Source organism: Streptomyces chiangmaiensis (assembly GCF_036281785.1).
GTDB lineage: Bacteria > Actinomycetota > Actinomycetes > Streptomycetales > Streptomycetaceae > Streptomyces > Streptomyces chiangmaiensis.
In genome coordinates this window covers 1-22639 of sequence record NZ_JAYWVC010000099.1, presented here as the reverse complement: position 1 = coordinate 22639, position 22639 = coordinate 1, and the positions used below count along the sequence as shown (strand labels likewise).

Here is a 22639-nt window from a genome sequence, read left to right as displayed (position 1 = left end):
GGGTCCCTAGAGGAAGGTGTCCGCGTGCCCCGCCGCAGAATCGGCTTCTGGTACCGCTTCGCAGCGGTCCTCGGCAAACCGCCGCTGTTGGTTCTGCTCAAGCGGGACTGGCGCGGAATGGAGAACATTCCGGCCGAGGGTGGATTTATCACCGTGGTGAACCACAATTCGCATGTGGATCCGTTCGCCTACGGGCACTTTCAGTACAACACCGGGCGCGTTCCTCGTTTCCTGGCGAAGAGCGGTCTTTTCAAGAAGGGATTCGTCGGCGCCGTGATGCGCGGCACCGGCCAGATCCCCGTCTACCGCGAGAGCACGGACGCGCTCAGTGCCTTCCGGGCCGCGATCGACGCCGTGGAGAGCGGCGAGTGCGTCGCCTTCTACCCCGAGGGCACCCTCACCCGCGACCCGAACGGCTGGCCCATGACCGGCAAGACCGGTGCGGCCCGTGTCGCCCTGCAGACCAAGTGCCCGGTCATCCCCGTCGCCCAGTGGGGGGCCAACGAGCTGCTGCCGCCGTACGCCAAGAAGCCCCATATCTTCCCGCGCAAGACGCACCACGTGCTCGCCGGTCCGCCCGTCGACCTCACGCGCTTCTACGACAAGGAGATGTCCCCCGAGCTGCTGAAGGAGGCGACGGAGGCCATCATGGCCGCCATCACCCGCCAGCTGGAGCAGCTCCGCGGTGAGAAGGCGCCCGAGAAGCCGTACGACCCGCGTGAGGTGCGCATCGAACAGCGCCGCCGGAGCGCCGCCGAGCAGGGGAAGGCACGGGAGAAGGAGGGGCAGGGCCAGTGAGCAAGCCGGTCAAGGCGGCCGTGTTCGGAACGGGATCATGGGGGACGGCCTTCGGCATGGTGCTCGCCGACGCCGGGTGCGACGTCACCCTGTGGGCGCGCCGCGCCGAGCTCGTCGAGGCGGTCAACTCCACCCGTACGAACCCGGACTACCTGCCGGGCGTCGAACTCCCCGAGCACCTGCGGGCCACCACGGACCCTGCCGAGGCGGCGCACGGGGCCGACTTCACGATACTCGCGGTTCCGTCGCAGACCCTGCGCGGGAACCTCGCCGAATGGGCACCCCTGCTCGCACCGCGCACGGTCCTCGTCTCGCTGATGAAGGGCGTCGAACTCGGTTCCGCCATGCGGATGAGCGAGGTCATCGAGGACGTCGCCAAGGTCGTCCCGGAACGCGTCGCCGTGGTCACCGGACCCAACCTGGCCCGGGAGATCGCCGCCCGCATGCCGGCCGCCGCCGTGGTCGCCTGCACCGACGAGGCCGTCGCGCAGCGGCTGCAGACCGTCTGCCACACGCCGTACTTCCGGCCGTACACCAACACCGACGTCGTCGGCTGCGAACTCGGCGGTGCGGTCAAGAACGTCATCGGGCTGGCGGTCGGCATCGCGGACGGCATGGGCCTCGGCGACAACGCCAAGGGCTCGCTCATCACGCGCGGGCTCGCGGAGACCACACGGCTCGGCCTGGTGATGGGCGCCGACCCGCTGACCTTCTCGGGACTTGCGGGTCTGGGCGACCTGGTGGCCACCTGCTCCTCGCCGCTGTCACGCAACCACACCTTCGGGACCAACCTCGGCAAGGGCATGACGCTGGAGGAGACCATCGCGGTCACCAAGCAGACCGCCGAGGGCGTCAAGTCCTGTGAGTCCGTGCTGGATCTGGCCCGTCGGCACGGCGTCGACATGCCGATCACGGAGACGGTCGTCGGCATCGTCCACGAGGGCAAGCCGCCGGTGGTCGCGCTCAAAGAGCTGATGTCGCGCAGCGCGAAGCCGGAACGACGCTGAGCGACGGCGCTTGTCGGACGCTGCCTCAGGGCACTGCCTACGGGTACTCTCATCGCGATATGAGCACCGAGAACCTCCCCCAGAGCCCTGAGCAGCCGCCTCGCAAGCCGCGCGTCGCCGTCGTCTTCGGTGGCCGCAGCTCCGAACACGGGATCTCCATGGTCACCGCCGGCGCCGTGCTGCGCGCCATCGACCGGACGAAGTACGACGTCCTGCCGATCGGCATCACCCGGGACGGCCGTTGGGCGCTCACGGCCGACGAACCCGAGCGCATGGCGATCACCGACCGCCGTACGCCCACCGTCGAGGAGCTCGCCGAGTCCCACGACGGCGCTGTGGTGCTGCCCGTCGACCCCGCGAGCCGCGAAGTCGTCTACAGCGAGCCCGGTTCGGTGCCGAAGGCGCTGGGCGAGATCGACGTCGTCTTTCCGGTGCTGCACGGCCCGTACGGCGAGGACGGCACCCTCCAGGGCCTCCTGGAGCTGTCCGGTGTGCCGTACGTGGGTTCGGGCGTGCTCGCCTCGGCCGTCGGCCAGGACAAGGAGTACATGAAGCGGGTGTTCACCTCCTTCGGGCTCAAGGTCGGCCCGTACGTGGTGATCCGGCCGCGCGAGTGGGAGCGCGACGCGTCGGCCGCCCGCAAGAAGATCATCGACTTCGCAGGGGAACACGGCTGGCCGCTGTTCGTGAAGCCCGCGCGCGCGGGCTCGTCGATCGGCATCACCAAGGTCGACGACATCGGGGGACTGGACGAGGCGATCGCCGAAGCCCAGCGGCACGACCCGAAGATCCTCGTGGAGGCGGCCGTGCGCGGCCGCGAGATCGAGTGCGGCGTCCTGGAGTTCGAGAACGGGCCGCGTGCTTCGGTGCCGGCCGAGATCCCGCCGCCGGACGCGCACGCCTACTACGACTTCGAGGCGAAGTACATCGACTCGACGCCCGGCATCGTCCCCGCCCCGCTGACCGACGAGCAGACCGCCGAGGTCCGGCGTCTCGCGGTGGACGCGTTCGAGGCGGCCTCCTGCGAAGGCCTGGTGCGCGCGGACTTCTTCCTCGCCGAGGACGGGGAGTTCGTGATCAACGAGATCAACACGATGCCCGGTTTCACGCCGATCTCCATGTATCCGCAGATGTGGCAGGCGAGCGGGATCAGCTACGCCGAGCTGGTGGACCGCCTGATCCAGGCGGCCCTGCGTCGTTCGACCGGCCTGCGCTAGCCAATCCGGGCGGCGCTCAGGAGGCGATCCCCTGGGGGATCGCCTCCTTGACGGCAGGCGCCAGATCGACGAGCGGCGCCACGCCGTCGCCGGTGTGTGCCTTGGGCAGGCTCACCTCGACGTACGCCGTGCGCAGCGTCGTGGTGAAGCGGAACGAGCCGTCGTCCCGCTGCTCCAGGAGCCAGCCGACCCCGTTCGCCTCCACACCGTCCGCCTCCGGGTCGTCCATCTCCGCAGGCCTTGCCACCCCGCAGCGCAGTATGATCGCCGGGCTTCCCCAACCCGCCGTCAGCGCGGACCGGGGCTCGGGATCGTTCCGGTCGAGGCCGTCCACCTCCCGCGGCAGCATCTTGACCAGGTTCCGGCACAGCTTCGTGACCTTCGTGTCCGGACTGGGAACCGCGGCCGAGGGAGTGTCGTCGCTCGAGGAACAGCCCGCCGTCGCGATCAGCAGGGCGAGGGCGGGCAGACCTAGGAGCCGGTGACGGAAGAAGAAGCGCACCGGCCAAGCGTAGACGGGGGCTACAGGTGCACCACCGGGCAGGTCAGAGTGCGGGTGATGCCGTCCACTTGTTGAACTTTCGCGACCACCATGCGGCCGAGTTCGTCGACGGTGTCGGCCTGGGCGCGCACGATGACGTCATAAGGACCCGTCACGTCCTCGGCCTGGATGACCCCAGGGATCTTGCTGATCGTCTCGGCGACGGTCGACGCTTTGCCGACCTCCGTCTGGATCAGGATGTACGCCTGTACCACGGAACCTCCAGGGCGGCCACGAGGATCATGTGGGGAGAAGGGACGCCACGGTATCGCGTCGCCGCTCGCCGCGGGGAGACCCGCGGGGGCTGTGGCGTGAGCGCCGGGGAACACCGGCGACACAAGTTGACGGTCGACTCGACCGTACCGAGGTCGACGCAGGCTCGCGACCGGGCGCGGCAGGGAACAGAAGGGGACGTACGACGATGAAGGGCACCGTGGGCGAGCTCGGCGAGTTCGGGCTCATCAGGGAGCTCACCTCCCGGCTCACCACCACCCCGGCGGTGCGGATCGGCCCCGGCGACGACGCCGCGGTGGTCGCCGCGCCCGATCGCAGGGTGGTGGCGAGCACCGACATCCTCCTGGAGGGACGGCACTTCCGCCGCGACTGGTCCACCGCGTACGACGTCGGTCGCAAGGCGGCCGCACAGAACCTCGCGGACATCGCCGCGATGGGCGCCGTGCCGACCGCGCTGCTGCTCGGTCTCGTCGTCCCCGCCGACCTCCCCGTCACCTGGCCCACCGAACTGATGGACGGCCTGCGCGACGAGTGCCAGGTGGCGGGTGCGGCCGTGGTGGGCGGCGATGTCGTCCGCGGGGACACGATCATGATCTCGATCACTGCGCTCGGCGACCTGCGCAACCACGAGCCGGTGATCCGGGCGGGCGCCCAGCCCGGCGACGTGGTCGCCGTCACCGGCTGGCTGGGCTGGTCCGCGGCCGGACACGCGGTGCTCTCGCGCGGTTTCCGCTCACCGCGCGCGTTCGTCGAGGCGCACCGGCGCCCGGAACCGCCGTACCACGCGGGTCCGGCCGCAGCGGGGCTCGGCGCGACCGCGATGTGCGACGTCAGCGACGGACTGATCGCCGACCTCGGGCACATCGCGGAGGCGAGCAAGGTGCGGATCGACATCCGCTCGGGCGCCATCGACATCCCCTCCCAGATGAATGACATCGGGCAGGCCGTGGGCGTCGACCCCATCCAGTGGGTGCTCACCGGCGGCGAGGACCACGCGATCGTGGCGACCTTCCCGCGGGACGTGAAGCTGCCGGCGCGCTGGAAGGTGATCGGCGAGGTGCTCAACCCGTCGGCCCTGCCCCAGGTGACCGTCGACGGGGCGCCGTGGACCAGCAAGGGGGGCTGGGACCACTTCGGGGGCATCGAGTCGTAGGGCGCCCGAGCGCATTGTGCCCGTGGGAGCGCGGGGTCGCCCGGCGGATGTCGGCATCCCGGGAGGCCGACGCCCGCCGAGATGCTCGCAGTTGTCGAGCACCGGCAGCGGCCTACGCTCCGCCGGCACGGCGAGGAGCCGTTCCACGGCGTCTCCGGCGCGCCCCCGGAAGCCCTCGCGCACGCCCAGCGCGGTCAGGACGGTGTACGGGATGCGAGAGCCGTCGGTGAGGGGGAACCGAGGATGCCCAAGCGCATGCGCCGGATTCTGACAGGCCGTGACCGCGTGGGCACAGCAAAAAGCCGGTCCACGCTCGTGGACCGGCTCAGTGCAGCGAACCAGCGGTGGCCGCGCGCTTAACTGGCGTCAGCGCGAGACCTTGCCGGCCTTGATGCACGAGGTGCAAGCGTTCACGCGCTTCGGCGTCCCGCCCACCACGGTACGCACACGCTGGATGTTCGGGTTCCAGCGACGGGGCGTACGGCGGTGCGAGTGCGAGATGTTGTTGCCGAAGCCCGGCCCCTTGCCGCAGACGTCGCAGTTGGCAGCCACGGGTCACTCCAAAGACTTCAGATGCACTTACGGTTGATCCCGGCATGCCGGGATCGAGATCGTACGATCTGAGTGGCTCTGCCAGGGGAAGGCCCGATTGGATCGGGCAACCGGAGCAGCATACAACGGCTGCGCCCGTACAACGAAACTACCATGCCCGTCCCGGGACACGCCCCGGCTCCGGACCGCCTGCCCCGGGGCCGCGATGTCTCGTGCCGGGCGCCCGTCCGGCCCTCTTCCGGCCCGTGACCCCTCTGGGTCTACGCTGCCTCCCACGTCCAGCAGGTCAAGGAGGCGCAGGTGGCGCAGGTGCCGCAGCCATTGGATGCTCTCGCGGTGCGCACCTGGTGCGGTCTCGCGCTCCAGGCGCTGGGGCGGGCGCGTGAGGAGATCGACGCGATCAACGTCTATCCCGTGGCCGACGGGGACACCGGCACGAACCTCTATCTGACCGTGGAGTCTGCCGCCGCCGCCGTCGAGGCCGTCTTCGCCGGGTACGAGGCGGGCGGCGCGCAGCGCCCGACGCTCGCCGACGCCGTGCGGGCCATGGCGCACGGCGCGCTCATCGGGGCCCGCGGGAACTCGGGGACGATCCTGGCGCAGCTGCTGCGGGGCATGGCACAGGTGCTCGCGGCCGACGGTGAGACCGCTCACACCGACGAGCAGGGGCTGCGGCTCGCGCTGCGACGGGCGGCCGACTCGGCGCGGGATGCCGTCGCACATCCCGTGGAGGGCACGGTCCTGAGTGTCGCCACGGCCGCCGCGGACGCGGTCACCGGGGTCGAGGACGACTGCGGCGGGGTCGCACGGGCGGCGTACGAGGGGGCGCGGACGGCCCTCGCGGCGACGCCCGGGCAGCTCGCGGTCCTGGAGCGCGCCGGTGTGGTCGACGCGGGTGGCCGGGGGCTCGTGACGGTGCTCGCGGCCCTGGTCGAGACGTTCACGGGAGAGGCGCCGCGGATCCCGGAGGGATCGGGCCGCCTCGTCCACCAGCGCGTGGACGACGGCACGCGGGCCGTTCCCGAGAACTGCGCCGACGTCCCCGACGCACAGGGCGGGCCCGCCTACGAGGTGATCTACCTTCTGGAGGCCGACGACGCGGCCGTGGCACGGCTGCGGCAGCGGCTCGACGCCCTGGGGAACTCCCTCGTCGTGGTCGGCGGGGACGGGTTGTGGAACGTGCACGTGCACGTGGACGACGCGGGCGCCGCCGTCGAGGCGGGGATCGAGGCCGGGCGCCCGCACCGGATCAGGATCACGCACTTCGCGGCCGGGGACGTGCACACCGCGCGAACCGGACGGCCGCCGCGCGAGCGCGTCCAGCGCGCGGTGGTGGCCGTCGTGCCGGGCGAGGGCCTGGCCGCGCTGTACCGGGAGGCCGGGGCGACCACTGTGCTCGCCCGGGCCGGGGAGCCGCTCGCGAGCGGGGAACTGGTGGAGGGGATACGGCGGGCGCACGCACGCGAGGTGGTGCTGCTGCCGAACGACGCGGATCTGCGCCACACCGCGGCCGCCGCGGCCGAGCAGGCGCGCACCGAGGGGGTCCGCGTGGCGCTGATCCCGACCAGGTCCGCGGTGCAGGGCATCGCGGCGGTCGCTGTGCACGAGCCGGAGCGGCGTTTCGACGAGGACGTCGTCGCGATGACGTCGGCGGCGGGGGCGACCAGGTACGCCGAGGTCGCCGTGGCGGAACGGCAGTCCTGGACGACGGCCGGCATCTGCCAGGCCGGCGACGTCCTCGGCCTGATCGACGGGGACGTCGCGGTCATCGGCTCGGACGTCACGGCCGCGGCGGAGACGGTCCTCGACCGCATGCTCGCGGCCGGCGGCGAGCTGGTCACCCTGGTCCTGGGCGACGAGGCCCCGGAGTTGATCGCGGCGCATCTGGAGTCCCGGGTGCGCGAGTCGTACCTGGCGGTCGACACGGTGGTGTACCAGGGCGGCCGCCAGGGATCGCTGCTGCTGATCGGCGTGGAGTAGCGCCGACCTCGTCGCCTTCGCAGGGCCCAAGCGCCCGGGATGCCGCAGGGTGCCCGCCCCGGCGGCGGGCGCCCTGCGCACTTCATCGCTGCCGGTTCGCCTGCATCAGCTCGAGCATCCGCTCGGCCTCCGCACGCCGCGCCCGGGCCGTCTCGTCGCCGTCGGCGTTCTCGTACGCCGACAGCACGGCACGCGCGCGTGCCGACGCCGCGTCCGGGCGGCCGAGGTCGGCCTCAAGCCGGCCCGCGGCCAACTCCGCGCCGGTACGGGCGTCGAGGGCGTCCGCGCCCAGGGAGGCGAAGGCCGCGATCGCCTCCGTGATGTGTGTCAGGGCTTCCGTGAACGCCGTGCGCACCGCCTCCTCGTCGGCGCCGTCACCGACCGACCGGGCGATCACTTCGCCGAACTGACGCTGCGAATGGCCGAGCTCGCCGGTCAGGCGGTCACGCGCCTCGGTGTCCTCGGCGGCGGCCGCCGCCGAGGCGCACTCCCGCGCCGCCTCCGCCATCAGCTCCCGGGCCGCGCCCAGGCCCGCGTCCTCGTCGGCGGCGAGCCATGCGCGGGCGCGCAGGCCGCGCACCAGACCATGCGTGTTGCCCAGCTCGCGCCACAGGTCGACGGCGCGGGCGTAGGCCCGGTCCGCCTCCGCGGGCAGCTCGGCGCGCCCGAGCGCCTCGGCGGCCAGGTGGGCCAGCATCGCGTGGTCGCGCTGCTCCGGCCAGTGCCGGGCGAGCTCCGCGGCCCGCAACCACTGCTCGGCCGCCGCACGGTGCTCGCCCAACTCGGTGAGACAGTCGCCGAGCCACCACTGCGTCTGCACGATGGCCCCGTCGCCGTGTGTCTCGGCGGTCAGATCCGGCAGTGCCGACTCCAGCACCTCGGCCGCCTCCGCGAAACGCCCCTCGCGGAGCAGGAAACCGCCCAGCTGGTGCCGCGCCCATGCGCCCAGCGTCGTGGCCTCACCCGCCTCGTCCGCCCAGTGCGCCGCCTCGAGGGCATGCTCGGCGGCCTGCGCGAAAGCGCCGGACGCTCCGAGCGCCTCCGCCAGCTCCAGGCGCAGCTGGGCCTGCACGGCGGGCTCCAGATGGTCCCGCCCGTGCTCCAGCGCCGCGCCGGCCGCGTCCTGCGCCGTCTCCGCGTCGCCGAGCTGCCGGGAGATCCGGGACAGCCGCACCTCGTGCTCCACCGCGAACCAGGGCAGGCCCGCCGCCACGTACTCCTCTGCCGCCTGCGCCAGCAGCCGGGCACCGCCCTCGACGTCACCGGCGTGCACCGCCAGCTCTCCGAGCAGGGCCTTCGCCTCGGCGGCCCGGTACGCAAGGCGCACTTCCGCGGTGTGCGGCCCGGCGAACGCCAGCAGCTCGCGCGCGGCCTCCTCCGCGGCCGCCGCGGATGCCTCGCCCTCGCGCAACCGGTGCGTCAGGATGCGGGCGCGCCCCACGAGCACGGACGCCGTCTGCCGTACGCCCGTGCGGTCCGCCTCGAAGAGGGCGAGCGCCTGCTCACGCAGTCCGGTGACCGTCTCCAGCGCCTCGACGGCCTGACCCGTCAAGGCGCGGACGAACGCTCCGCGCGCGCGTGCCGCCAGCGCCTCACCCGGGTCGCCCGCCTCGGCGTACAGCTCGGCCGCCCGCTCGAACAACTCGACGCCTTCCGGACCCCGGCTCATCGCCTCGTGGTCGACGAGGTCCGCGCGGTCCCGGACGTCCAGCTCCCGGCCCTCCGCAGCGCGCGCCACCGCCGCCCATGCGTCCAGGGAGCCAGGGTGGAGGGCCCGCGACAGCCGCCGGGCCTCGGCGAGCAGATCCGGAAGATCCCGCTCCTGGGCCGGGGCGGCCGGCGGCGGGGTCGGCACGGGCGCCGGACGGGCCGTGCGCACTCCCAGCGGCAGCCGCTCCACCAGCGGGCGCCGGTCCATCCGCTCCCGGGTGCCCTCGCTGACGTACGACGTCCCGTTGCGTGCGTCGAAGCGGGCGGCGAACGCCAGCGCCTCCTCACGCGCGTGGACGGCGAGTTCCCTCGCGGTCCACTCCCGGCCCGCCGGGCCCGGCACCGCCTGGTCGGCGAACCCCCGCTCGACCAGCCGGTCCATCAGCAGGGCCGTCACGGCCAGGAAGTCCAGCTTGCTGCGCGGTTCCCCGGAGCCCGTGAAGTACGCCGGCCGCTCGGCGAGGAGTTCAAGGCCGCGGGCCTCGTTGCCGCTCAGCGCGCAGAACTCCACATGGTCCGCGTACGCGCTGCGCATGCTCTCCATGGCCCGCACGAGCCGGAAGCCGCGCAGGTGGTGCGCCCGGGCTTCGTCCAGGCGGCCCAGCCGCAGCAGCGGAAGCAGGGAGGAGGCCAGCACGGCGTGCGGCTCGTGGGCGCAGACGTGCTCGCCCTCCAGGACCGGCCGCCACAGATGGAGCGCCTGCTCGTCGTCGCGCTTGTGGGCCTGCCACCACCCCTGGTCGTGCAGTTCGCACGCCTGGCAGTCGGCCATGTCGTCACGGTCGGCGGCCAGCCAGGCCGCATACGCCCGATCGGCGCGCTCCAGGTCCCCGACGTGCGCGGCGATGTTGAACTCCGCGCTGCGCACGGCGCGCTCGGAGTGCCCGGCCAGCCGGTAGCGGTGCTCCATCTCGCCGAGCCACTTCTCCATGGAGGCGAGCGGGATGTGCGGCTGGCCCAGCATGCCCGCCGACATCCACTTGAAGACCCAGTGCAGCGTATGGGTCTCGTACGCGTCGAAGTCCTCCGGGCGCTCGTCCCACATGCGCAGCAGACGCGCGAAGGGGACGAACATCTTGTCCTTCTCGGAGCTGTAGTTGTAGACCTTCAGCTGGTGCCCGAGCGCCTCGATCACGGCCAGCGGGATGTTCAGCTTCTCCGCCTCCACGAGCAGTTGCTCGGCGCGCGCGTTGCGCGCCGGGCCCTCCGGCTGCTCGTAGTTGTCCGCCATCGCCCGGCGCAGCGAGTCGAAATCCATGACCTGGCTCATCGGGGGCCGTCCTCCGTGGAGTTGGTGTGGGTGGCCCATTCGAGGAGGCCGATGAAGGCGCGGTTGAGCAGCGCGGAGTCGGTGGGCCGCAGAGGGCGCTGCGCCATCAGCAGGGCCTGCCCGTAGAGGGACTCGGTGGCGGTGCCGATCAGTTCCGGGTCCTGAAGGGACCCGATCCTGCGGATCAGCGGGTTGAGATGGTTGAGGACCAGCCGGGCCCGTGGCGCGCTGCCCCGCAGCGATCCCAGGATGCCCGACCACAGGTCGTCGGCCTGCTCCTCGGCGTCCGCTCGGGCCTGCTCGTGCCGGGCCGCCCGGTCGTCCAGGTGCAGCGCGGGCACCGAGAGGGGGTGGAAAGCGCGGAGCACGACGTCGCAGCCCAGCGGGTCGAGCCTGGCGCGCGCGGCCGCGAGGAACGACGACAGCGCGAGTTCCTCGGACGGGTCCACCGCGTCCAGGTGGGCGGTCACGGTGTCCGCGTCCAGCTCCGCGACCACCGTCCCCGGGCGCACCGACGGCAGCGCTTCCACCAGCTCGCTGTCGTACGTGTAGCCGCCGTTGACCACGCCGATGCCCTGCGCGGAGGCGATCGGGGCGACCTGTCGGTACTCCTCGACGCTCCGTGTGAAGTGCACGACCGGATGCCGTTGTGCGAACTCCTCCAGGGACAGCCGTCCGTCCGTCGTCTCGAAGGGGAGCCACGGCAGCATCGTGCGCAGCATCTCCTTGTCGTGCCGTGCGAGCGACTTCACGCCCAGGTAGTGCACGGAGAGGAAGGCCGCGAGACGTTCCGGGTCACCGGCCGCGAGCCTCGTCAGCCAGGACCGGATGCGTTCCCCGAGTGCCTCGCGCACCCCCGCCAGTGTCTCGTCCTCGTACAGCGACTCGCGTGACGCCGTGGGCCGCAGACTGTCCGTGTCGAGCACACAGCGGACGAAGAACGCCCAGTCGGGCAGCAGCTGTTCGGCCCGCTCGGTGAGCAGCATGCCCTTCAGGTGCACGCGATGGCTCGCCCGCTGGGCGGGGCTGACCGCGGTCGGCAGGACGTACGCCACGCCGCGGATCCCGGCGAGCGGCACGTCCAGGTCGATCGAGTCCAGCGGAGTGAATCCGAACAGGTCGTGACAGTGGCGTGCCAGGGCCACCCTCCGGGTGGCCGGGGAGGGGTAGGCGCGGTCCCACGGCGCGGGCAGGTCCGCGATCGCCTCGTCGCCGACGCGGACGTCGTACGGCAGCAGCGAACCGAAGTCCCGGGCCAGGGTGCGCACCCGGTCCGGGGAGAGCCAGTCGGCGGCGCCGGGACGCGCTTCCAGGTACACCGTGGTGCCGGGCTCGCGCCGGGCCTCGTCGGGCAGGGTCCGCACGACATAGGACCCGTCGTCGGTGGCCGTCCACTCCACGGGCGCGGCATCCGGCGTACGGGCACTGCGGCTGACCACCCGGATGCGTTCGGCGACGACGAAGCACGCCAGCAACCCGATGCCGAACTGCCCCAGGAAGTCGGAGCGGGCCTCCTGGATGCCGTCGGCCCGCTTCGAGCTGCGTCCGATGGTGGCGAGGAGACCGTGCACGTCCGACTCCGTGAGCCCGACGCCCGAGTCCTCGACGCGCAGGCCGGCGCCTTCCGCGTACAGCCGGACCCTGGCAGGCGCGTCCGGCTGCTCGGCGCGGCGGGCGGTGATGGCGTCCACGGCGTTCTGCAGCAACTCGCGCAGATAGACCTTGGGGCTCGAGTAGAGGTGATGGGAGAGCAGGTCCACCAGACCGCGCAGGTCGACCTGGAACGTATGAGGTGTGTGAGGTGACTGAGGTGCTTGGGATGACTGTGAGGTCTGGGAGTCCATCGTCACGGCGCCGTGGGTGGGGGATGGTCGACGGCGCGGGGTCGGGCGGTCCCGGTGGGGCGGTGACCGCGGGGCGAGCCGGAGATGGGTCATCCTAGGCCGCAAGCCACCCCGCTGACCAGCGGATTTGCGAGACCTATACGGGGTTGTCGGTGCCGTGGTGTGCAATGGATCTCGTGCCCGCACTGGAAGAACCGCTGAAGAAGGTGCTCGGCCCCGCCACCGCGAAGGTGATGGCCGAGCACCTCGGCCTGCACACCGTCGGAGACCTGCTCCACCACTACCCGCGCAGGTACGAGGAGCGCGGTCAGCTCACCCACCTCGCCGACCTCCCCATGGACGAGCACGTCACGGTGGTCGCTCAGGTCGCCGACGCCCGCCTGCACACCTTCGCCTCGGCCAAGGCCCCCCGCGGCAAGGGCCAGCGCCTGGAGGTGACGATCACCGACGGCAGCGGCCGCCTCCAACTTGTCTTCTTCGGCAACGGCGTGCACAAGCCCCACAAGGAACTCCTGCCGGGGACCCGCGCACTGTTCGCGGGCAAGGTCTCGGTCTTCAACCGTCGACTGCAACTGGCCCATCCGGCCTACGAGTTGCTCCGCGGCGAGGATGTCTCCGAGACGGTGGACAGCTGGGCGGGCGCGCTGATCCCGATCTACCCGGCCACGGCCAAGCTGGAGTCCTGGAAGATCGCCAAGTCGATCCAGACGGTGCTGCCGAGCGCCCAGGAGGCGCTCGACCCGCTGCCGGCCCCCCTCCGCGAGGGCCGGGCCCTGGTCTCCCTGCCCGAAGCCCTCCTCAAGATCCATCGCCCGCACACCAAGGGGGACATCGCCGACGCCCGCAACCGCCTGAAGTGGGACGAGGCGTTCGTCCTCCAAGTCGCCCTGGCCCGCCGCCGCCGCGCGGACGCACAACTCCCCGCGGTGGCCCGAGTCCCAGCGCCCGACGGCCTGCTGGCGGCCTTCGACGCCGACCTCCCCTTCACGCTCACCGAGGGCCAGCGGAAGGTCTCGAGGGAGATCTTCCACGACCTGGCGACCGAACACCCGATGCACCGGCTGCTCCAGGGAGAGGTCGGTTCGGGCAAGACCCTGGTGGCGCTGCGCGCCATGCTCGCCGTCGTCGACGCGGGCGGGCAGGCCGCCATGCTGGCGCCCACCGAGGTGCTCGCCCAGCAGCACCACCGGTCGATCGTCGAGATGATGGGGGAGTTGGCCGAGGGCGGGATGCTGGGCGGGGCCGAGCAGGCCACCAAGGTCGTGCTGCTGACGGGCTCCATGGGGGCGGCCGCGCGGCGGCAGGCGCTGCTCGACCTCGTCACCGGGGAGGCCGGGATCGTGATCGGCACCCATGCGCTGATCGAGGACAAGGTGCAGTTCCACGACCTGGGGCTGGTCGTGGTGGACGAACAGCACCGGTTCGGCGTCGAGCAGCGGGACGCACTCCGCGGCAAGGGCAAACAGCCGCCGCACCTGCTGGTGATGACGGCCACGCCCATTCCTCGGACCGTCGCCATGACCGTATTCGGCGATCTGGAGACCTCCGTCCTCGATCAGCTTCCGGCCGGACGCTCCCCGATCGCCAGCCATGTGGTGCCGTCGGCCGACAAGCCGCACTTCCTGGCGCGTGCCTGGGAACGCGTGCGGGAGGAGGTCGCGAACGGTCACCAGGCCTATGTGGTCTGCCCCCGGATCGGGGACGACGAGGACGACATGAAGAAGGCGAGGAAGTCGCCGGAGGACGAGGCGGAGAAGCGCCCCCCGCTCGCCGTCCTCGACGTGGCCGATCAGCTCGCCAAGGGGCCCCTCCAGGGCCTGCGGGTCGAGGTGCTGCACGGCCGGATGCCGCCCGACGACAAGGATGCGGTGATGCGCCGGTTCGCCGCCGGCGGGACCGACGTCCTGGTGGCGACGACGGTCATCGAGGTCGGCGTCAATGTCCCGAACGCCACCGCGATGGTGATCATGGATGCCGACCGCTTCGGCGTCTCGCAACTCCACCAGTTGCGCGGCCGGGTCGGGCGTGGCTCGGCGCCCGGTCTCTGCCTTCTGGTCACCGACATGCCGGAGGCGAGCGCGGCACGTCAGCGGCTGAACGCCGTGGCCTCCACCCTCGACGGCTTCGAGCTCTCCCGCATCGACCTCGAACAGCGCCGTGAGGGTGACGTTCTCGGCCAGGCCCAGTCGGGCGCCCGCTCCTCGCTGCGCGTGCTCGCCGTCATCGACGACGAGGAGATCATCGCCGAGGCCCGCGAGGAGGCCACCGCGGTGGTCGCCGCCGATCCGGAACTGGACCACCTGCCCGGCCTGCGCACGGCCCTGGACGCCCTGCTCGACGAGGAGCGGGAGCAGTATCTGGACAAGGGGTGACCGAGCGGTGACGGGCCTCGGGCTGCGAGACTGGAGGGGCACAGCCGCCCGTGGCACACCCTCACACCGACAAGGACCGAAGAGATGACCCGCGTGATCGCCGGCCGGGCCGGCGGACGCCGTCTGGCCGTCCCGCCCGGGAACGGCACCCGTCCCACGTCCGACCGGGCGCGCGAGGGACTCTTCTCGACCTGGCAGTCCCTCCTCGGCGGGCCGCTGGACGGCGAGCGCGTCCTCGACCTGTACGCCGGGTCGGGCGCCGTCGGTCTGGAGGCGCTGTCCCGCGGGGCGGGCCACACCCTCCTCGTCGAGGCCGATGCCCGGGCCGTGCGCACCGTCCGTGAGAACGTGCGGGCGCTCGGACTCCCGGGAGCCGACGTCAAGGCGGGCAAAGCAGAACAGATCATCCACAGCCCGGCGCCGGCACAGCCTTACGACATCGTCTTCCTCGACCCGCCGTACGCGGTCTCCGACGACGATCTTCGCGAGATTCTGCTCACACTCCGCACCGGGGGCTGGCTCGCGGCCGATGCCGTCGTCACCGTGGAGCGCAGCACCAGAGGCGGAGAATTCCGGTGGCCGGACGGCTTCGACGCGATCCGGGCCCGTCGCTACGGCGAGGGCACGTTTTGGTACGGTCGCGCCGCCTCTACGTGCGAAGACGCACGATGACCGGACCGGAGAGCGAGGGATCACAAGTGCGCCGCGCCGTCTGTCCCGGGTCGTTCGACCCGATCACCAACGGACATCTCGACATCATTGCCCGCGCCTCCAGGCTGTACGACGAGGTCTACGTCGCGGTGATGGTGAACCAGTCGAAGATGGGCCTCTTCGGCATCGAGGAGCGGATCGAGCTGATCCGCCAGGTCACCGCCGAGTACGAGAACGTCGTCGTGGAGTCCCACCACGGCCTCCTCGTCGACTTCTGCAAGCAGCGTGACATCCCCGCCATCGTCAAGGGGCTGCGCGCCGTCAGCGACTTCGACTACGAGCTGCAGATGGCCCAGATGAACAACGGCCTGTCAGGTGTGGAGACCCTCTTCGTCCCCACCAACCCCACCTACAGCTTCCTGTCCTCCTCGCTGGTCAAGGAGGTCGCGGCCTGGGGCGGGGACGTCTCGCACCTGGTCCCCCCGGCCGTCCTGGAGGCCCTGGACAAGCGCCTCAGGAAGGACTGAGAGCGTCCACGGGGCATCCCCCGGGGCCTGACAGTCCGTCACTCGGTGTCGGGCAGGGCAGCAGTGGTCGTAGAGTCGATCCGTCCGTCTTCATCACAGCTGTAGAGAGTGGCGAGCACACGGTGGACGTGCAGAAGAAGCTCGACGAGATCGTCGCGGTGGTCTCCAGCGCCCGGTCGATGCCCATGTCGGCCTCGTGCGTGGTCAACCGCGCCGAGCTGCTCTCGATGCTCGAGGAGGTACGCGCGGCGCTGCCCGGCTCCCTGGCCGAGGCCCAGGAACTGATCGGCGACCGCGAGTTCATGGTCGAGAGGGCGCGGCAGGAGGCCGAGCGGATCATCGAGAGCGCGCACGCCGAGCGCGGCTCACTGATCTCCGACACCGAGGTCGCCCGTCGCTCCCAGAACGAGGCCGACCGCATCCTCACCGAGGCCCGCCAGGAGGCCGAGGAGGTCCGTGCCGAGGCCGACGACTACGTCGACTCCAAGCTCGCCAACTTCGAGGTCGTCCTGACCAAGACGCTCGGTTCGGTCGGCCGGGGACGCGAGAAGCTCCTCGGCACCGGTCCCGGGCTCGACGAGCAGGGCTACGAGGACGAGGACGCCCCCGAGCGCAGCCACGACCCCGAGACCCTGCGCCGTGACGCCGACGCGTACGTGGACGCCAAGCTCGGCGCCTTCGAGGCCGTCCTCGCCAAGACCCTGGATGCCGTCGGCAAGGGCCGCCAGAAGCTGCAGGGCAGGATCGCCACCGACGACCTCGGCGCACTCGCCGACGACACCACGACCGTCCAGCACTCCAGCGACGCCGACTACCTGGCCGATCTCGCGGCCCTGGCCGACGCACCGGCCCAGGCCCCGGAGGTCCCCGCCCAGGCTCCCGCGAGCCCCGCCCAGCAGGCCGAGCCGGCCTACGCCCAGCAGCAGGACCCGTACGGTTACCAGCAGACCGATCAGTACGGATACCAGCAGACTTACGTCCAGCAGGACGCCTACGGCTACCAGCAGGCCGATCCTTACGCCGCCTACCAGCAGCAGATGCAGGGGTACGACCAGCAGGCCATGTACGGCCAGCAGCAGGGCGGGCAGGAGTACGCCCAGCCCAACGCCCTCGACGAGACCAGCCTCTTCGACACCAGCATGATCAGCGCCGAGCAGCTGCGTGCCTACGAACAGGGGCACGGCGGTCACTGAGCGTCCCCGGTGGGCGGGCCCCGGGGGTGCTCCGAACACCGGATTGGGCCGTGAGCGAAAGGTCCAGTATCCTGGCTCTTCGGTCGCGCGCGTACTGTCCGCGATCAATGCTGCCCGGAACCCGACGGAGCGGCATCCCCTCGGAGCCTGAAGACCGAAAGCAGGAACGGCCCTGAACGCCCGTCTCGACCACCGCAAGCCCCTCGTGTTCGACACACACGAGCTGGGGCGGCGTCCTGGTGCGTTGCAGCGCCTGACCCGCACGGTCGAGGCACCGAAGGACTTCGGTATCCAAGGGGTCGTCGGAGTGCCGGAAGGCGCCCCGGTGGAGCTCGAACTCCGACTCGAGTCGGTCATGGAAGGGGTGCTCGTCACAGGCACCGCCCGTGCATCGGCCGAGGGGGAGTGCGTAAGGTGTCTGGAGCCGCTGGAGCTGGAGCTCGAAGCGGACTTCCAGGAACTGTTCTCGTACCCTGACGCCGACGACCGGGGCCGTGTGATCGCGGAACCGGGCGACGACGCCGAGGACGACGAGGACAGGTTCTTCCTCGAGGACGGACTCTTCGACCTCGAACCTCTGCTGCGCGATGCGGTGGTGCTCGCACTGCCGATGCAGCCGGTGTGCCGGGAAGACTGCCTGGGCCTGTGCTCCGAGTGCGGAGCGCGGCTCGCGGACGACCCGGACCACCACCACGACGCCGTCGACATTCGTTGGGCGGCACTGCAGGGACTCGCCGACACCATGACGGACGGCGAGAAGGACGAGATGAGCGGCGCCGAAGCGGGCGTCGACGAGAAGCAGGAGAAGTAGCCGTGGCTGTTCCGAAGCGGAAGATGTCGCGCAGCAACACGCGCCACCGCCGGTCGCAGTGGAAGGCTGCGGTCCCCACCCTGGTTGCGTGCGAGCGCTGCCACGAGCCCAAGCAGCAGCACATCGCGTGCCCGTCGTGCGGCACCTACAACAAGCGTCAGGTCCTCGAGGTCTGAGCGGCTGGTGAGAGGTCTGATGTCTGACGCCACGGCGGATCCAAGCGCCAGGAAAAAGGCGGAGAACACAGCCTCGTCCCACACGCTTCTGGAAGGGCGGCTCGGCTACAAGGTCGAGTCCGCCCTTCTGGTGCGTGCCCTCACCCATCGTTCGTACGCGTACGAGAACGGCGGTCTGCCGACGAACGAGCGACTGGAGTTCCTCGGGGACTCCGTCCTCGGGCTCGTCGTCACCGACACGCTGTACCGCACCCACCCCGACCTGCCCGAGGGCCAGCTGGCCAAGCTGCGGGCCGCGGTGGTCAACTCGCGTGCGCTGGCGGAGGTGGGCCGCGGGCTCGACCTTGGCTCCTTCATCCGGCTCGGCCGGGGCGAGGAGGGCACGGGCGGCCGGGACAAGGCGTCCATCCTTGCCGACACCCTCGAAGCGGTGATCGGCGCTGTCTATCTCGATCAGGGCCTGGACTCGGCGGCGGACCTGGTGCACCGCCTGTTCGACCCGCTGATCGAGAAGTCCTCGAATCTCGGTGCCGGCCTGGACTGGAAGACGAGTCTCCAGGAGCTGACCGCGACCGAGGGGCTCGGCGTGCCCGAGTACCTGGTCACGGAGACCGGCCCGGACCACGAGAAGACCTTTACTGCTGCCGCCCGCGTCGGAGGCGTCTCGTACGGCACCGGCACCGGCCGCAGCAAGAAGGAGGCGGAGCAGCAAGCCGCGGAGTCGGCCTGGCGCTCCATCCGCACGGCTGCGGACGAGCGCGCCAAGGCGGAGGCCGAGGCGAAGGGGTCCCCCGACGGGGGCACCGGCACCGCTTCGGCCCCGGCGGGCGATCCCGCCACGGCCTGAATCCTTCATCGTCACGGACCCCGCCCGGCGTACACCGGGCGGGGTCCGTGACGTATTTCCCGCAGCGGGTCCACCGCTCTCCGGGCCCGGGCAGGCGAGCCGGGTGACCGCTCGCCGGGGCGGCTCGAAGGAGATCGCCGTGGGCCCCTGATCGCGAGGTACGCTGCGGACGTCGTCCCTGTTCACGCTTCCGGAGGAACCCCGTGCCCGAGCTGCCCGAGGTCGAAGTCGTGCGGCGCGGCCTGGAGCGCTGGGTGGCCCACCGGACCGTCGCCGACGTCGAGGTGCTGCATCCGCGCGCCGTGCGGCGGCACACCGCGGGCGGCGAGGATTTCGCGCACCGGCTGAAGGGGCAGCGCTTCGGCATGCCCAGCCGGCGCGGCAAATACCTCTGGATCCCGGTGGAGACCACCGACACGGCGATCCTGGCCCACCTCGGCATGAGCGGTCAGCTCCTCGTCCGGCCGCACGAGACCGCGCAGGAGAAGCACCTCCGCATCCGCCTCCGGTTCGACGACGCCCTCGGCACCGAACTGCGCTTCGTCGACCAGCGGACGTTCGGCGGTCTCTCGCTGCACGACATCGGCGCCGACGGGCTTCCCGACGTCATCGCGCACATCGCCCGTGACCCCCTCGACCCGCTCTTCGACGACGATGCCTTCCACCAGGCGCTGCGCCGCAAGCGCACCACCATCAAGCGGGCCCTGCTCGACCAGTCGTTGATCAGCGGCGTCGGCAACATCTACGCGGACGAGGCCCTCTGGCGCACCCGCATCCACTACGAGCGCCCCACCGCGAACTTCACCCGGCCGCGTACCGCCGAACTCCTCGGCCATGTACGGGACGTGATGAACGCCGCGCTCGCCGTGGGCGGCACGAGCTTCGACAGCCTCTACGTCAACGTCAACGGAGAGTCGGGCTACTTCGACCGGTCGCTGGACGCCTACGGCCGCGAGGGACAGCCCTGCCGGCGCTGCACCACGCCGATGCGCCGCCGTCCGTGGATGAACCGGTCCAGCTACTTCTGCCCGAAGTGCCAGCAAACGCCGCGGGCCCTGCCGTAGACGCCCTGCGCATGGACGTGGCGTCGTGGACGTCGCACAGTGCGGACGGCTAGCCGGCCCGTTTCTCGTCGTACCGGCGGCGGGCGTGGAGCACCTCGTCCATGTGCCCCTCCAGCGAGCGGATGAGGGCCAGCAGGCGCTCAGCGACCTCGTGGCCCAGCGGGGTGAGTTCGTAGTCCACACGTGGCGGGTTCGTGGCCTGGGCCTCGCGGTGCACGAGCCCGTCGCGCTCCAGTGCATGGAGGGTCTGGGAGAGCATCTTCTCGCTGACGCCGTCGACCCGCCGACGCAGTTCATTGAACCGGAACGAGCCCTCGTGCAGAGCACCGAGCGTGAGTGCCCCCCAGCGGCCCGTGACATGCTCCAGCGTGCCCCGTGACGGGCACACCTTGGAGAAGACGTCGTAGGGAAGGCTGCGCTCCTGCACCGTGGTCATGTGCGAAGCGTACGCGACCAGGGCACTGACCGGCAGGTTGCGCTAACCGGGAGACAGTGCAGTGGCCGACCATCCGACCCCGGGCCGGACCGCAAGAGCGGCAAGGTCGGGGACGGTGCCCGTACGGACCGCCGCTGATCGCACATTGGGCTGCACGCCTGCGACCGGCGACGGCCCGGAGCCGGACGGGGCAGTCCAGCTGTCCGACCCGCGGAGTCCTCAGTAGCCGAAGAAGTGATGGGCCGGGTTCCTGACCTGCGTCCGAATAATCGATCAAAGCTGCGACCTGCGACTTAGCTGTCGATGGTTGTCAGCGTTGGTCGCCGTTGAGCACCCCCGCACGGCCCAGAGACGGCCCGGGCGGCAGAAGCGAGGCGCCCAGTGAACTCCTCAGCGTCCGTGGTCGTCGGCAGTGGCGCTCAGTCCTTGTGCCTCACGACGGATCTCTCGCTCATACTCCGCACGGTGCTCCGGGTCGTCTTCGCACGTGCTGGCAAGCCCCATGAATACTGCCAGGGGAGCGGAGCGATCGGGCTCTGGCTCCCAACAGCGCCAGCCGATCAACCATGCTCCGTCGGCTGGAGCAATCGTGCCGTCCACGATCTCTCTGGCAATGACGCGTGCCACGGTGAGGCGATCGTCAGGTGGCTGGGGGCTGGAACACCAAGCTCTTCATGGCTTACGGAAGCTCAGCGGATCTGGTCACCGTGAGTGGCGGCTCCCGACTCTTCTTTCTCCTCCATGAACCGGATGCCGTCATGAGTCAGCGAGACGGTGGCGGGGGTTTCGTGCGATGTCCAGTCGACAGTGATCAGACCTTCGCCGACAAGGTAGGCGCAGGCCGCAGCGAGGTCTTCGTCGGACACGTGGAGCTCGCCGCGGAGTGTCGCTCCACTGACCTCGGGGCGATTGCGTTCGACAGCCCCGTACAGAGATTGGAGAACCGCTTTTCGGTAGGTCTTGCGTTCACGGAGTGTCGTCATGGCTGTCGCTCCAGGGCTTCTGGTCGACGATGCGGGCGATGATTGGGGGCGGCTGTGCGGCTCTCACCGTCTGGTCAGACCTCGTCTCTGGGATCGTGCTCGAAGGACGATTCGCTGGACGTCAGCCAGGACTGTGCGGGCTGCGCGGCATGAGAGGTGTCGATGGTGAGGTGGAGGCGGGTCGCCCCTTCGCGGCCAGCTGAGTAGCTGCGCTGCTCAGTCGCGGCGAAACAACAACGCAGTACTTGTGCAACGCGGCGAGCGACCTCCGGCGTTGCCGCGACGATGCGGACCTCAGCGTGGTCTGCGGAGGGCAACGGCTCATGATCCATGGCGTACCTCCTGCGGACGCGTTGAGGACGTACGAGCGGTCGCCGAAGATCTGGGGCCCAGGAGTCTGCCGCGCCTGCACGTACCCCCTTCCTGAAGCGTATGCCCGCGCCTGTCGCCGCTGCTTCCCCAGACCCAGTATCCGGGTGACGGCGTTCCGGCGGGGCTCGGCCATCCCCTCTCTGTCAGCCTTTGGCGAGACGTCCCGTTTCGGCGGGTTACGCCGTCAACGCTTTGGGTCACGGGCGACTAAGCCCTATTGACCTGCTCTTTTCGCCTTGGTTCCGGACGACTGCTGGGCCCACCGTCTTCCGAAGGCAATTGACACGAGGCAGTCAGCAGCTAGGTCGGCGTAGCGACTTTGGCCGGGAGCTGCTTTGGCGCGAGTGATCATGGCCCCTTACGCTGGCCCGCGGATCGGGCAGGCTTGTGGACCTGCCCGTTAGTGCCCGATGTGGGGCCATGATCTTCGAGGCTCGCGCCAAAGTGGCTGGCTAAAGTCGTGGAGCCGACCGCCCCAGCCACGACGTGTTCTGACGTCATGCACTGTGTGCCTGCCTCTTGGGCGGGAGCGGGCGGCCGGCGGTGCCGAGCGGGGCGGAGACATGAGCGCGGGAGCCGCCGGCCGCCCGCGCCCGCCCGGAGGAGCGAAGCGACGACGGGTGCTTGATGAGGTAGAGAAACCCGTAACAGGCTCTAGCTTGTGCGGCTCAGTGCGGTCAGGTGACCGAGGTACTCACGGCCTGTCGGCTCGGCGGCGAAGTCCCGGTTGACGATGGCTGCAAGCTCGCGGCTGACCATGAGCAGGGACGGCAGCGACTGCCGGTCGCCATTCAAGGCCCACTCGCCGTAGTTCACGGCCTGGTCCAAGTCGCCCTGCCTTGCGGCGACAACGCCGAGGGTGATCCTCGCCTCCGCCATCCGCATTGGTGATCGCTCGGAC

21 protein-coding genes and 1 pseudogene are annotated in these 22639 nt (G+C 70.8%); 13 read left to right on the top strand and 9 right to left on the bottom strand.

What is annotated here, in order from left to right:
* The first annotated feature begins 24 nt into the window (after positions 1-24).
* Genes VXC91_RS25210 through VXC91_RS25200 form a run of 3 tightly spaced genes read left to right on the top strand, consistent with a single transcriptional unit; the run spans position 25 to position 3022 of the window.
* Positions 25-798, top strand: a complete 774-nt coding sequence (locus VXC91_RS25210) for a lysophospholipid acyltransferase family protein (RefSeq protein WP_329509613.1) — start codon at positions 25-27, stop codon at positions 796-798.
* Positions 795-1805: an NAD(P)H-dependent glycerol-3-phosphate dehydrogenase gene (locus tag VXC91_RS25205; protein WP_329509612.1), complete on the top strand. Its 1011-nt coding sequence runs from the start codon at positions 795-797 to the stop codon at positions 1803-1805. The genes VXC91_RS25210 and VXC91_RS25205 overlap by 4 nt, the downstream gene beginning before the upstream one ends.
* Positions 1806-1864: 59 nt before the next feature.
* Positions 1865-3022, top strand: coding sequence for a D-alanine--D-alanine ligase family protein (locus VXC91_RS25200; RefSeq protein WP_329509611.1), 1158 nt, complete (start codon positions 1865-1867; stop codon positions 3020-3022).
* A gap of 16 nt (positions 3023-3038) precedes the next feature.
* Here the strand turns inward: VXC91_RS25200 and VXC91_RS25195 are convergent, their stop codons facing one another.
* Together VXC91_RS25195 and VXC91_RS25190 are read right to left on the bottom strand one after the other, a co-directional pair.
* Positions 3039-3524: a DUF3515 domain-containing protein gene (locus VXC91_RS25195; RefSeq protein ID WP_329509610.1), complete on the bottom strand. Its 486-nt coding sequence runs from the start codon at positions 3522-3524 to the stop codon at positions 3039-3041.
* A 20-nt stretch (positions 3525-3544) separates the two neighbouring features.
* Positions 3545-3778 carry an Lrp/AsnC family transcriptional regulator gene (locus VXC91_RS25190; protein WP_028802415.1) on the bottom strand — a complete coding sequence of 78 codons (234 nt, stop codon included), beginning with the start codon at positions 3776-3778 and terminating at the stop codon, positions 3545-3547.
* A 206-nt stretch (positions 3779-3984) separates the two neighbouring features.
* On the opposite strand from VXC91_RS25190, the gene VXC91_RS25185 reads away from it, so the two are divergent.
* Complete coding sequence (locus VXC91_RS25185) at positions 3985-4950, top strand: thiamine-phosphate kinase (protein ID WP_329509609.1); 966 nt, start codon at positions 3985-3987, stop codon at positions 4948-4950.
* Positions 4951-5316: 366 nt separating this feature from the next.
* Here the strand turns inward: VXC91_RS25185 and rpmB are convergent, their stop codons facing one another.
* Positions 5317-5502, bottom strand: a complete 186-nt coding sequence (gene rpmB, locus VXC91_RS25180) for a 50S ribosomal protein L28 (protein WP_004924906.1) — start codon at positions 5500-5502, stop codon at positions 5317-5319.
* Between the two features lie 300 nt (positions 5503-5802).
* On the opposite strand from rpmB, the gene VXC91_RS25175 reads away from it, so the two are divergent.
* A complete protein-coding gene (locus VXC91_RS25175; protein ID WP_329509608.1) occupies positions 5803-7482 on the top strand; it encodes a DAK2 domain-containing protein in 1680 nt (559 codons plus the stop codon).
* An 82-nt stretch (positions 7483-7564) separates the two neighbouring features.
* On the opposite strand, the gene VXC91_RS25170 is transcribed toward VXC91_RS25175, so the two are convergent.
* On the bottom strand, positions 7565-10462 hold the full coding sequence (locus VXC91_RS25170) for a tetratricopeptide repeat protein (protein WP_329509607.1): 2898 nt from the start codon (positions 10460-10462) through the stop codon (positions 7565-7567).
* Complete coding sequence (locus tag VXC91_RS25165) at positions 10459-12306, bottom strand: HSP90 family protein (protein WP_329509623.1); 1848 nt, start codon at positions 12304-12306, stop codon at positions 10459-10461. The genes VXC91_RS25170 and VXC91_RS25165 overlap by 4 nt, the downstream gene beginning before the upstream one ends.
* Positions 12307-12473: 167 nt before the next feature.
* Here VXC91_RS25165 and recG point away from each other — a divergent pair, with 167 nt between their 5' ends.
* The 8 genes from recG to mutM all read left to right on the top strand — a co-directional run bounded on the left by recG (position 12474) and on the right by mutM (position 19947).
* Positions 12474-14678: an ATP-dependent DNA helicase RecG gene (gene recG, locus VXC91_RS25160; RefSeq protein WP_329509606.1), complete on the top strand. Its 2205-nt coding sequence runs from the start codon at positions 12474-12476 to the stop codon at positions 14676-14678.
* A gap of 84 nt (positions 14679-14762) precedes the next feature.
* Positions 14763-15350, top strand: coding sequence for a 16S rRNA (guanine(966)-N(2))-methyltransferase RsmD (gene rsmD, locus VXC91_RS25155; protein WP_329509605.1), 588 nt, complete (start codon positions 14763-14765; stop codon positions 15348-15350).
* A complete protein-coding gene (coaD, locus tag VXC91_RS25150; RefSeq protein ID WP_329509604.1) occupies positions 15347-15856 on the top strand; it encodes a pantetheine-phosphate adenylyltransferase in 510 nt (169 codons plus the stop codon). Before rsmD ends, coaD begins: the two co-directional genes overlap by 4 nt.
* Before the next feature lie 122 nt (positions 15857-15978).
* Entirely contained in the window at positions 15979-17049 is a 1071-nt protein-coding gene (locus VXC91_RS25145) for an ATP synthase subunit B family protein (RefSeq protein WP_329509603.1), read from the top strand.
* A 172-nt stretch (positions 17050-17221) separates the two neighbouring features.
* On the top strand, positions 17222-17860 hold the full coding sequence (locus VXC91_RS25140) for a YceD family protein (protein WP_329509622.1): 639 nt from the start codon (positions 17222-17224) through the stop codon (positions 17858-17860).
* A gap of 2 nt (positions 17861-17862) precedes the next feature.
* Positions 17863-18036, top strand: coding sequence for a 50S ribosomal protein L32 (gene rpmF / locus VXC91_RS25135; protein WP_003951102.1), 174 nt, complete (start codon positions 17863-17865; stop codon positions 18034-18036).
* A 19-nt stretch (positions 18037-18055) separates the two neighbouring features.
* A complete protein-coding gene (gene rnc, locus VXC91_RS25130; RefSeq protein WP_329509602.1) occupies positions 18056-18883 on the top strand; it encodes a ribonuclease III in 828 nt (275 codons plus the stop codon).
* 203 nt (positions 18884-19086) lie between these two features.
* Positions 19087-19947, top strand: a complete 861-nt coding sequence (gene mutM / locus VXC91_RS25125; RefSeq protein WP_329509601.1) for a bifunctional DNA-formamidopyrimidine glycosylase/DNA-(apurinic or apyrimidinic site) lyase — start codon at positions 19087-19089, stop codon at positions 19945-19947.
* A 49-nt stretch (positions 19948-19996) separates the two neighbouring features.
* Here the strand turns inward: mutM and VXC91_RS25120 are convergent, their stop codons facing one another.
* The 4 genes and pseudogenes from VXC91_RS25120 to VXC91_RS25105 form a co-directional block, all read right to left on the bottom strand.
* Positions 19997-20383, bottom strand: coding sequence for a winged helix-turn-helix transcriptional regulator (locus tag VXC91_RS25120; RefSeq protein ID WP_329509600.1), 387 nt, complete (start codon positions 20381-20383; stop codon positions 19997-19999).
* Positions 20384-21072: 689 nt separating this feature from the next.
* A complete protein-coding gene (locus tag VXC91_RS25115; protein WP_329509599.1) occupies positions 21073-21366 on the bottom strand; it encodes a hypothetical protein in 294 nt (97 codons plus the stop codon).
* A gap of 74 nt (positions 21367-21440) precedes the next feature.
* Positions 21441-21698 (bottom strand): hypothetical protein, encoded by a 258-nt coding sequence (locus VXC91_RS25110; protein WP_329509598.1) that lies wholly within the window; start codon positions 21696-21698, stop codon positions 21441-21443.
* 694 nt (positions 21699-22392) lie between these two features.
* Positions 22393-22639, bottom strand: a pseudogene (locus VXC91_RS25105) (hypothetical protein); the annotation flags it as partial.